13 protein-coding genes are annotated in these 9965 nt (G+C 69.9%); 8 read left to right on the top strand and 5 right to left on the bottom strand.

What is annotated here, in order from left to right:
• Positions 1 to 11: 11 nt before the first annotated feature.
• From AB0E56_RS15790 to AB0E56_RS15770, 5 genes are all read right to left on the bottom strand, one after another.
• Positions 12 to 308, bottom strand: coding sequence for a hypothetical protein (locus AB0E56_RS15790; RefSeq protein ID WP_359800546.1), 297 nt, complete (start codon positions 306 to 308; stop codon positions 12 to 14).
• On the bottom strand, positions 305 to 691 hold the full coding sequence (fliS, locus tag AB0E56_RS15785; RefSeq protein ID WP_359800544.1) for a flagellar export chaperone FliS: 387 nt from the start codon (positions 689 to 691) through the stop codon (positions 305 to 307). The genes AB0E56_RS15790 and fliS overlap by 4 nt, the downstream gene beginning before the upstream one ends.
• 2 nt (positions 692 to 693) lie before the next feature.
• Positions 694 to 2082 (bottom strand): flagellar filament capping protein FliD, encoded by a 1389-nt coding sequence (gene fliD, locus AB0E56_RS15780; RefSeq protein ID WP_359800542.1) that lies wholly within the window; start codon positions 2080 to 2082, stop codon positions 694 to 696.
• A gap of 69 nt (positions 2083 to 2151) precedes the next feature.
• The gene (locus tag AB0E56_RS15775) at positions 2152 to 2982 is read right to left on the bottom strand and encodes a flagellin (RefSeq protein ID WP_359800540.1); all 831 of its coding nucleotides are present in this window, start codon (positions 2980 to 2982) and stop codon (positions 2152 to 2154) included.
• A 106-nt stretch (positions 2983 to 3088) separates the two neighbouring features.
• Positions 3089 to 3889: a sigma-70 family RNA polymerase sigma factor gene (locus AB0E56_RS15770; protein WP_359800538.1), complete on the bottom strand. Its 801-nt coding sequence runs from the start codon at positions 3887 to 3889 to the stop codon at positions 3089 to 3091.
• Positions 3890 to 4085: 196 nt separating this feature from the next.
• Here AB0E56_RS15770 and AB0E56_RS15765 point away from each other — a divergent pair, with 196 nt between their 5' ends.
• From AB0E56_RS15765 to AB0E56_RS15730, 8 genes are read left to right on the top strand one after another with little or no spacing between them, the layout of a single operon-like run.
• Positions 4086 to 4568, top strand: coding sequence for a flagellar protein FlgN (locus AB0E56_RS15765; RefSeq protein ID WP_359800536.1), 483 nt, complete (start codon positions 4086 to 4088; stop codon positions 4566 to 4568).
• A 13-nt stretch (positions 4569 to 4581) separates the two neighbouring features.
• Complete coding sequence (gene flgK / locus AB0E56_RS15760; RefSeq protein WP_359800533.1) at positions 4582 to 5991, top strand: flagellar hook-associated protein FlgK; 1410 nt, start codon at positions 4582 to 4584, stop codon at positions 5989 to 5991.
• 13 nt (positions 5992 to 6004) lie between these two features.
• Positions 6005 to 6886 carry a flagellar hook-associated protein 3 gene (locus AB0E56_RS15755; RefSeq protein ID WP_359800531.1) on the top strand — a complete coding sequence of 294 codons (882 nt, stop codon included), beginning with the start codon at positions 6005 to 6007 and terminating at the stop codon, positions 6884 to 6886.
• The gene (locus AB0E56_RS15750) at positions 6883 to 7254 is read left to right on the top strand and encodes a flagellar assembly protein FliW (RefSeq protein ID WP_359800530.1); all 372 of its coding nucleotides are present in this window, start codon (positions 6883 to 6885) and stop codon (positions 7252 to 7254) included. The genes AB0E56_RS15755 and AB0E56_RS15750 overlap by 4 nt, the downstream gene beginning before the upstream one ends.
• Positions 7255 to 7312: 58 nt before the next feature.
• On the top strand, positions 7313 to 7930 hold the full coding sequence (gene tsaB, locus AB0E56_RS15745) for a tRNA (adenosine(37)-N6)-threonylcarbamoyltransferase complex dimerization subunit type 1 TsaB (protein WP_359800528.1): 618 nt from the start codon (positions 7313 to 7315) through the stop codon (positions 7928 to 7930).
• Positions 7927 to 8415 carry a ribosomal protein S18-alanine N-acetyltransferase gene (rimI, locus tag AB0E56_RS15740; protein ID WP_359800526.1) on the top strand — a complete coding sequence of 163 codons (489 nt, stop codon included), beginning with the start codon at positions 7927 to 7929 and terminating at the stop codon, positions 8413 to 8415. The genes tsaB and rimI overlap by 4 nt, the downstream gene beginning before the upstream one ends.
• Complete coding sequence (gene tsaD / locus AB0E56_RS15735; RefSeq protein ID WP_359800524.1) at positions 8412 to 9479, top strand: tRNA (adenosine(37)-N6)-threonylcarbamoyltransferase complex transferase subunit TsaD; 1068 nt, start codon at positions 8412 to 8414, stop codon at positions 9477 to 9479. Before rimI ends, tsaD begins: the two co-directional genes overlap by 4 nt.
• Positions 9476 to 9964: a hypothetical protein gene (locus AB0E56_RS15730; RefSeq protein ID WP_359800522.1), complete on the top strand. Its 489-nt coding sequence runs from the start codon at positions 9476 to 9478 to the stop codon at positions 9962 to 9964. Before tsaD ends, AB0E56_RS15730 begins: the two co-directional genes overlap by 4 nt.
• The last annotated feature ends 1 nt before the right edge of the window (position 9965 follow it).

Below are 9965 nucleotides of genomic sequence, written 5' to 3'. Positions count from 1 at the left end.
AGGGAGCGGTCTCACCCGTCCACATCGAGGTAGGCGGGGGCGTCAGGGCGCGCGGTGCTCGGAATCCGGCGCACCGCTCCGAGATGCTGTCGGAGGTCGTCGAGGTCGGCACGGGTGCGATCCATGGCGGACCGCTGCCTCTCGACCACCGCTCTGGCACGGTCGGCGAGAGCAGCGGGCAGGGGCGTCGCCGGAGGGGACCACGGCAGCAGATCCGCGGCGTCGGCAGTGCCGGGGGCCGCGGCGAGGATGCGGTCGGCGTCCTCCTCGAGTCGATCAAGCAGCGCGGTCCATTCGTCGATGCTCACGCCCGGCTCTCCGCGAGGGTCCGTGTGGCCTCGTGCCAGGCATCTCGCAGCGGCGCGACGATCTCGTGGCAGGCACGGGTGCGCTCGGGGTCGCGGCCGATGTTCGCGCCGATGAGGGTCTGCGACAGGAAGAGATACAGCGAGCGCAGACCGGCGCTGCCGTTCCAGTCGTCGGTGAGAGACGACGACAGCTCGGCGACGATGGCCTGCGCGTGCTGGAGCTGGGCGTTCGCCTCGGTCCAATCCTCGGCACGCTGCGCAGCCTCGCCGCGCTCGATGTCGAGCATGAGTCGGTCGTAGAGCATCGTCACGAGTCGCTCGGGCGGTGCCGAGAGGACGGCCTCGTCACGGTAGCGCTGTTGGGCGCGCAGGGCGGCGTTCATGTTCACTTCCCGGAGTTCGAGCTCGACCCTGGCAGGGCGGCGATCTGCGACGAGAGGTACGTCGACTGCGATTGCAGCTGCGACAGCATCACCTCGAGGCGGGCGTAGGTGCGCTCGAGCGTGGCCTTGCGTTGCGCCAGCCGCAGATCCCAGCGCTCCATCTGCTCGCCGAGGCCCTTGACCTCGCTCTCCTGTCCGGTGATGCGGGTCGTGAGCAGGCCCTCGTACTTGTCGGAGTAGACCTTCGACGTCTCCTGCACGCGACCGGCGATGTCGGAGAAGAGGCCAGCGACGGCGTCGGGGTCCGCCGCGAGCGCCTCGGCGAACTTCTCCTCGTCGAAGCTGAGCACGCCGTACATGTCGGTCGAGATGCCGATGGTGGAGGGGGAGATGCCGTCGACGGGGTGCTGCACGGCGTCGGCGAGGGCGGTGCGGAGGCTGCGAACCGTGCTGTCGCCGGTGAAGACGCCGAGTGTCGTCGCCTCGCCCTGATTCGCGGCGATGGTCGCCTTCGAGCCGTTGTCGATCCGGGTGAGGATGTCCTTGACCGCAGCGATGAAGTCCGCGGAGGCCTTCGTGCGGGCGGCCGTGTCGACGGTGACGCCGATCGTGACCGGTTCGGCCGATACTGCGGAGACCGTGACGTCGACACCGTCGAACAGGTCGGTGAAGGTGTTGCTCGACGAGGTCAGCACCTGCTCGGCACTGGTGCCGGCCCACAGGCGCAGCTGGGCGTCGGAACCCGTGGCGATGACCGCGGCGCCGGTCTCGGCGGACAGGTCGGAGGCGGTGCCGGCCTCGACGGCTGCGATGTCTCCGCGGTACGCGCGGAACTGTCCCGCTTCGCCGGGGTCGGCGGCGCGCAGCTGCAGGCGGTGCAGCACGTTGCCGTCGGCGTCGCGTCCGGCAGGCACGGCAGCGGCGACCACGCCGAAGCCGGCTTCGTTGACGGCCTGGGCGACGTCTTGCATCGAGGCGGAGTCCGCGGTGATCTGCACACGCTCGCCCTCGGCGTTCTCGAGCGTGAGCACCGGCGGGTCGACGGGCCATCCCGAGGACGCGGCCGAGACGATGGTGTGGTTCTTCGCGACCTGGTCGACGACGATCTCGGCGGAGACCGGGGCGGCGCCGGTGCGCGTGGCGACGGTGACGGCCGTCGACGACGAGGAGGTCGTGAACCGGGCGAGGCCGTCGCGCGATGCGGCCTTCTCCGCGGCGGTGGCCAGGTTCTGGATCGAGGTGTTCAGCGTCTGCAGCTGGCCGACGATGCCGTTCTTGTCATCCATCTTCGCTTTGAGCAGTGAGCGGGGGATGGCCGCCACGTCCATCAGCGCCTTGATGACCTCGGTGGTCTTCAGGCCGGAGACCAGACCGTCGAGCGAGAGCGACATGATCGCCTTTCCTGATCAGAGGGGGACGGGGTGCGGATGCCGGTGGGCCTCCGCACCCCGCGGCGTGGATCAGCGCAGGAGCTGGAGCACGCCCTGGTTGGCCTGGTTGGCCTGGGCCAGCATGGCCGTGCCTGCCTGCGACAGGATGTTCGCCGACGTGAACTTGACCATCTCGGACGCCATGTCGGTGTCGCGGATACGGCTCTCGGCGGCGGACAGGTTCTCCGCAGACACGTTGAGGCTGTTGATGGTCGACTCGAAGCGGTTCTGCAGCGCACCGTACCCGGCACGTGCGGTCGAGACCGCCTGGATCTCGGTGTCGATGTCGGCGAGTGCGGCGCCGTACGTCGCCGCATTCGTCATCGTCGCCGCGTAACCCTTGATGTCCGCGCCGAGGTCGGCGAAGTCGGTCAGGGCCACCGAGATCTGGTCCTCGGCGGCGACCGCGCCCGCACCGACCTGGAACGTCAGCGTCGTGCCGCCCGAGAGCAGCTTGATGCCGTTGAAGTTCGTGCTCTCGGCGATCCGGGTGAGCTCATCACCGAGGGTGTTGATCTCCTTCTGGATCGCGTCGCGCGACTTCGCGTTGTTCGAGTCGTTCGCGCCCTGAGCGGTCAGGTCGCGAACGCGCTGCAGGATCGAGTGGACCTCGGTCAGGGCGCCTTCCGCGGTCTGGATGACCGAGATGCCGTCCTGGGCGTTGCGGGCCGCGACGTTCAGGCCGTTGACCTGCGAGCGCAGGCCCTCGGAGATCGCGAGGCCGGCGGCGTCGTCCGCTGCACGGTTGATGCGCAGACCGCTCGAGAGCTTCTCGAGCGACTTCGACAGGTCGTTCTGCGTGCTGGACAGGTTGCGGTAGGCGTTGAGCGCCGACACATTGGTGTTGATCTGCATACCCATGAGGGTTTCCTCCGTGAATTTCGTTGAACGGGGGACCATCCGTGGTCTCCCGCTCACACCTATCGGCGGAGGCGGATCGTCCGTTAGGGGAGCGGAGGAGGGACGCTCAAGCCGGCGCCGTCTTGCGGAAGACCTCCGCGATCCGGGCGCCGCTCGCCTCGGCGATCCTGCTGAAGTACGCGTCGCGCGCCCCGGCTGACACGCGCGTGGTCGTGGTGGGGGATGCGCCTTCGGCGTAGAACCTGTCGACGGCGTCGCGCAGGAGGCGGATCGCCTCCGACCGCTGCTGCGACACGGCGGAGTGCGTGACGCCCAGCTCCTCGGCGATCTCCTTGACGGACCGTTCCTCGAAGTAGACGGCCTGCACGATCCGCCGCATGCGTTCGGGCAGCGCGGAGACCGCCTGCTCGAGCACCTCGCGCCGCTCGCCGACCAGCGCCGATTCCTCGGGGAGCGGGATCTCGGCGGCCACGTCGCGGGCCGACGGGTCATCGAGCGTCGTCACCGTGCGTGCGGCATCGCCGAGCGCCTCCACGACCACGTCCTTCGCGACACCCATGGCGGTGGCCACCTCGGCGGGCGTCGCGGTTCGGCCGAGACCTGCGGTGAGCGTCTCGCGGACCTCGACGGTCTCCTTGATGCGCTTGCGGATCCCGCGGGAGGCCCAGTCCATGGAGCGCATCTCGTCGGCGAAGGCGCCGAGGATGCGTCGACGCGCGTATGCGCCGAACGGGACGCCCAGTTCGGGATCGAAGGCCTCTGCGGCAGTCACGAGCGCGAGCGCGCCGACGGCTGCCAACTCGTCACGGGGGATGTGGGTGGCACGGGAGTGGGTCTCGGCGGCGAGGTATCCGACCAGGGGGAGGTTGCTCTCGATGAGCAGATTGCGCTCAGCGCGCGACGACATGGGGGATGATCCACCTCTCTGGATGCACTCCGGAAGCTCTGAGGAGATGAATAGATGCACATATCACACTGGACATGATTTGTACATGGGGAGAACTACCCATCGCCGTTCCACATAGTAACCTTAGGGGCGCGGCAGCCGATAGTGACCTTTGGCCGCGTTGACAGGCGGGGCGATCACTGGGGAAAAGGGGATCATGGGAGCCAACGAACTATCGATACAGCTGTGGCGCGAACGCGAACTGCTCGAGATGCTGCTCTTCAAGCTCGACGAACAGCAGCTGCTCCTCGCCGCGGGGCGATCCCAATGGATCCAGTTTGCCGCCCGCGAGGTCGATCAGGTGCTCGACCGGCTGCGCGGCGCGGGACTCGCCCGCACCGTCGAGGCCGAGAGCGTCGCGGAGGAGTGGGGCGCCCCCGAGGGTGCGACCATCCGCGAACTGATCGAGCACGCGCCGGAAGGGGCGTGGCGTGAGGTGTTCGCCGATCACCTGCGAGCCTTGACCAAGCTGACCGCAGAGGTCGAGCAGATGCGGGACGCCAATGCGGAGCAACTCAGCGGAGTGCTCCGCGCGACACAGGAGACGATCGCCGCGCTGGGGCACGATACCGGCGAATACACCACGACCGGTGATCGCGCGCGCGACGACGCGGCGCGCATCATCGACACCGAGATGTGACCGGAAGGGGATCATGTCGACCTTCAGCGGATTGAACACGGCGGCCAGCGGGCTGGCGGCGGCGCGGCGCGGGATGGATGTCGTCGGACAGAACATCGCGAACCAGAAGACCGAGGGGTACACGCGTCAGCGCGTGCAGACCTCGGCGATCGCGGCCGTCGCGCACACAGGACGGTTCAGCACGGGCGCCGTGCCGGGCAACGGCGTCTCGGTCGACGGCGTCGCCCGGCTCGGGGACGCCCTGCTCGATGCCAGGGTGCGCGACGCGCTCGCGGCCTCGGGGTACTGGTCGACACGGGCGGTCGCCGCGACCACCATCGAAGCCTCGCTCGCCGAACCCACCGAGAACGGACTCGCGGCCCGGCTGTCGAAGTTCTGGTCGGGGTGGCAGGACCTCGCGAACACCCCCGACTCCGGAGCCGCAGCCTCCAGCATCCTCGAGTCGGCGAAGGAGCTCGCCTCCCACATCGCCGGCGGATACCGCTCTGTGGCGTCGAAGTGGAGCGACGCCCGGGAGGCGGCGGACCGCAGCGTGACGCAGGTGAACGCCGCCGCCGACCAGATCGCCGTGCTCAACGGACAGATCCGCGACGCTCTCGCATCCGCCCGATCGGCGAATGAACTCCTCGACCAGCGCAGCGTCCTCGCGCAGACCGTCTCGCGGATGTCCGGAGCATCGGCCACGGTCGAGGGCGACGGCACGATGACCCTGCGCATCGGCGGCAATGCGCTCGTCGCGGGGTCCGACGCCCGTCACCTCGTCCTCTCCGGGCCGACGTCGATCGACGGCGGCCAGCGTCTGTCGGTGTCGTGGGCGTCGGCGCCCGATCTCCCGGTGTCGATTGACGGAGGTGAGCTCGGTGCATCGTTGGCGATCCTCGCCCCTGCGGAAGAGGGAGGGATGCTCGCGCAACTCGCATCGACCTATGACGCGGTCGCGACCGCACTGGCGGCCGCGCTGAACACCCAGCATCGCGCCGGAGTCACCTCGTCCGGTCAGCAGGGCGGGGACTTCTTCACCCTGGCGACGACCGGGTCGGCTGCTCTCGGACTCCGCGTCGCGATCACGGCGCCGTCGGAACTCGCCCTCGCTGCTCCGGGCGCGGGGGCATGGGACGCGTCCAACGCCGATCTGATCTCGCAGATCGGCCGGAGCGCGACCGCTCCCGACGCGCTCTGGTCGGACCACGTCACCCGATTCGGCGTGGCCACCGCCGCCGACGTGCAGCGCGCGAAGGTCTCCGATTCGGCAGCCGTCGCGGCGGTCGGCGCGCAACAGTCCGTCGCCGCCGTCGACGGCGACGAGGAGACCATCAGCCTGCTCACCTATCAGACCGCCTATCAGGCCGCAGCCCGCGTGATGACCGCGGTCGATGAGGCGCTCGACGTCCTCATCAACCGCACGGGTCTCGTCGGACGTTGAGCGAAGGAGCACCGTGATCTCTCGAGTGACATCGTCAGCCATGACGCAGACGGCGATGCGCCAACTGCAGTCCAACCTCTTCGAGTTGGCGCGCCTGCACGAGCAGGCGACCTCGCAGCGGGCCTTCGCCGCCCCGTCGGACGATCCCGCGGCTGCCGCGGCCGCTCTCGCACTGCACGCCGAGCAGCGACGAACCGAGCAGTACGCGCGCAACATCGACGACGGGCTCGCCTGGGTCACCGCGGCCGACGGTGCGATCACCGCGAGCACGTCCCTGCTCGGGCGGGTCCGCGACCTCACGGCGCAGGGCGCGAACGACGGGGCACTCGACGCCGTGGCCAAAGAAGCCCTGGCCGTCGAGCTCGAGGGCCTGCGCAAGGAACTCCTCGCACAGGCGAACACCCGTCTCCTCGGACGTTCCGTGTTCGCCGGCACCTCCGACACCGCCGCTTTCACCGCGGACTACGCTCACAGCGGGGTGCCGGGAGCGGAGGTCACCCGGCGGGTGTCCGACGGTGCGGCCGTGCGCGTCGACACGGACGGGGCCACGGTCTTCGGCACGGGGGAGGATTCGGTGTTCGCGCTCGTCGACAAGATCGTCGCCGACCTGCGCTCGGGGACGAATGTCGGACCGCGACTCGCGGAGATCGACTCCCGCCGCACGGCGATGCTCGGAGTCCAGGGCTCGGTCGGCACCCGACAGGCTCAGATCGAACGCGCCAAGGAGGCGGCTGTGCAGAATTCCGTGTCCCTCGAGTCCCGCCGTGCCGCGGTCGAGGACGTCGACTCGATCGAAGTGCTCGTGCGCCTGCAGGCCCAGGAGCTCGTGTACCGCTCCGCCCTCGCCGTCAACGCCCGCGTGCTCCAGCCCTCGCTCATGGACTTCCTCCGATGACCGCGGCGCTCACCTTCGTCTCGCCGCCGCCGGGGCTCGCCCCTCACGTCGAGTTCGTGCTCGCACCGGTCGAGGGCGCCGACGGCCTGTTCGCGATGCGGGCCGTGCAGGATGCGGAGCTTCGTCTGTACCTCGTCGACCCCCGATCGGTGTTGACCGACTACGCGCCGATCCTCACCGACGAGCAGGCGGAAGGGCTCGGACTCGGCTCGGCCGACGATGCGCTGGTCCTGGTGGTCGCGCACCCTTCTGCCGAGGGTGTGAGCGTGAACCTCCTGGCGCCCGTGATCGTCAATCGCACGACCGGAGCCGCCTCGCAGGTGATCCTCGAAGATCAGGACCACCCGCTGCGCGCCCCGCTGGGCTGAGGCGCGTCCCCCGCAGGCGCGGCCGCTCTCCCAGCGGAACCACGGCTACCCTGGACATGTGATCCTTGCCGTCGACACCTCTCTGGGCACGGCTGTCGCCCTCATCGATGCGGACGGGGCGCGACGAGCCGATGTGAGCGCCGCCGACCCCCTCGGGCATGCCGAGGTCATCGGCGACCTGCTCGTGAACGTGCTCGACGAGGCGGGCGCCGGCGAGGTGACGCACGTCGTCGCCGGCATGGGGCCGGGACCGTTCACCGGTCTGCGGATCGGCATCGCCGCGGCGCGCGCCTTCGCCCTCGGACGCGGCATCCCCGTGATTCCGGTCCCCAGTCATCTCGCGGCCGCGCGCACAGCGCTCGAGACCGAGACGCAGCCGTTCGCGATCGTCACCGACGCGCGGCGACGCGAGGTCGCGATCACCGTGTTCGACGGCGTCGACGCCGACGGCATCCCGCAGGTGATCGCCGATACGGTCCTGGTCAAGGCGGTCGATGCGGATGCGCACCTCGACGGCATCCGTCGCATCGACGTCGCCACGCTCTCCGCATCCGACCTGGCCAGGGTGGGAGCACGAGCACTGGCGGCCGGACGCGCGCTCGCGGACGACGAACCCCTGTACCTGCGACACCCCGACGTCACGCTTCCCGGCGCTCCGAAGAAGGTCGGGTCATGACGCTCCGCGACGCGACACCCGCCGACCTCGCTGCGATCATGGCCATCGAAGACCGCTCTTTCCCCACCGACGCCTGGAGCAGCGAGACCATGGCGGCCGAGCTCGCCAGCCCGCACGGCCGGTACCTGGTCGATGAGCACGACGGCGCCATCATCGGCTACGGCGGGGTGCGGGCCCTGCAGGGCAGCGCGGACGCCGACATCCAGACCATCGCCCTGCTCGCGGAGCACCGCGGTCAGGGGCGCGGTCGCGCGCTCCTGCATCGCCTCCTCGCCGTCGCGGCCGAGCGCGGGGCGCGCGAGGTGTTCCTCGAGGTCAGGGCCGACAACCCCGTCGCCGAGGGCCTGTACCGAGCCGAGGGTTTCGAGGAGATCGGACGTCGACCCCGCTACTATCAGCCGGACGACGTGGATGCGATCGTGATGCGTCTGGAACTGCGTCGCCACCCGGCGTCCGGACATACGGCCGAGGAGGCGAAGGCATGAGCGAGCCGCTGGTCCTCGGCATCGAGACGAGCTGCGACGAGACCGGCATCGGCATCGTCCGGGGTCGCACCCTGCTCTCGAACACCATCGCCTCGAGCATGGACGAGCACGCCAGGTACGGCGGAGTCGTGCCGGAGGTCGCTGCACGGGCGCACCTCGAGGCGTTGCAGCCGGCGATCGATGCCGCGCTCGCCGAAGCGGGTGTGAGCCTCGCCGAACTCGACGCGGTCGCCGTCACGAGCGGTCCCGGTCTCGCCGGTGCGCTGATGGTCGGAGTCGGGGCCGCGAAGGGCCTGGCGGTCTCCCTCGACAAGCCGCTGTACGCGGTCAATCACCTGGTCGGACACATCGCGGCCGACATCCTCACGCCCGACTCCGCACCGCTGGAGTACCCGACCATCGCCCTGCTCGTCTCGGGCGGTCACACCTCGCTGCTGCACGTCCGCGACCTCACCACCGACGTCGAACTGCTCGGCGAGACGATGGACGATGCCGCGGGCGAGGCGTTCGACAAGGTCGCCCGACTGCTCTCGCTGCCCTACCCCGGCGGCCCTGAGATCGACCGCGCTGCGCTCGACGGCGACCCTGACGCGATCCGGTTCCCTCGCGGACTCTCCCGCGCATCCGACATGGCGAAGCATCGGTACGACTTCTCCTTCTCGGGGTTGAAGACCGCCGTGGCGCGCTGGGTCGAGCGCTGCGAGGCCGACGGCGTCGACGTGCCGGTGGCCGACGTGGCCGCGAGCTTCCGGGAGGCGGTCGTCGACGTGCTCGTGACGAAGGCGCTCGCCGCCTGCACCGACCTCGGTGTCCCGCGACTGCTGCTCGGCGGAGGCGTGATCGCGAATCGGCGCCTGCGCGAGGTGGCTCTTCGACGCGCGGAGGAGGCCGGCGTCACCGTGCGCATCCCGCCACTCTCGCTGTGCACCGACAACGGCGCGATGATCGCGGCGCTGGCCGCTGAGCTGATCTCGTCCGGGCGCCGCCCGTCGACTCTCGCGTTCGGGGCGGACTCGACGCTCCCGGTCACCGAGATCCAGATCGCGGAGGCGGTGCTCACATGAGTGACGGCTCCGACGCGCCCGACGCGCGGCTTTCCGCGGCTCCGGCTGCGCGCATCGAGAGTGCCAGCGACGAGGTCGTCCAGCATCCCGCCAGACCAGCACGGCTGCCGGGTGCGCGACGGGACGGGTACACGAAGCTCCCAACCGGACCGGTCGGCATCGAGCCGGTCGTGGTGACGGGACCCGACATCGATGCCCCTGACGAGTCCGAGTGGGAGCCCTCCACCGGGGCGATCCCCGCGGATGACACGCGACTGGCCCCCTGGGCCCTGCTGGCCGCGATCGTCGCTCTCGGTGCGTCGTTCTTCGTCGGTTGGGGGATCCCCGTGGCCGTCGTCGCGGTCATCGCTGCGATCATGTCGCTGCGTCGTCCCGTCGAGAGCAGGGCGATCGCGCGCTGGGCCCTCGTCCTCGGCCTCTGCGCGACGGTCTACAGCCTGGGGTGGCTGGTCTGGGCCGGCATGCAGTTCGAGAGACTGGGCTGAC

Source organism: Microbacterium sp. NPDC028030 (assembly GCF_040637855.1).
Lineage (GTDB): Bacteria > Actinomycetota > Actinomycetes > Actinomycetales > Microbacteriaceae > Microbacterium.
Note: the sequence above shows the minus strand (reverse complement) of the source record. Positions and strands in the feature narration are given on the sequence as shown.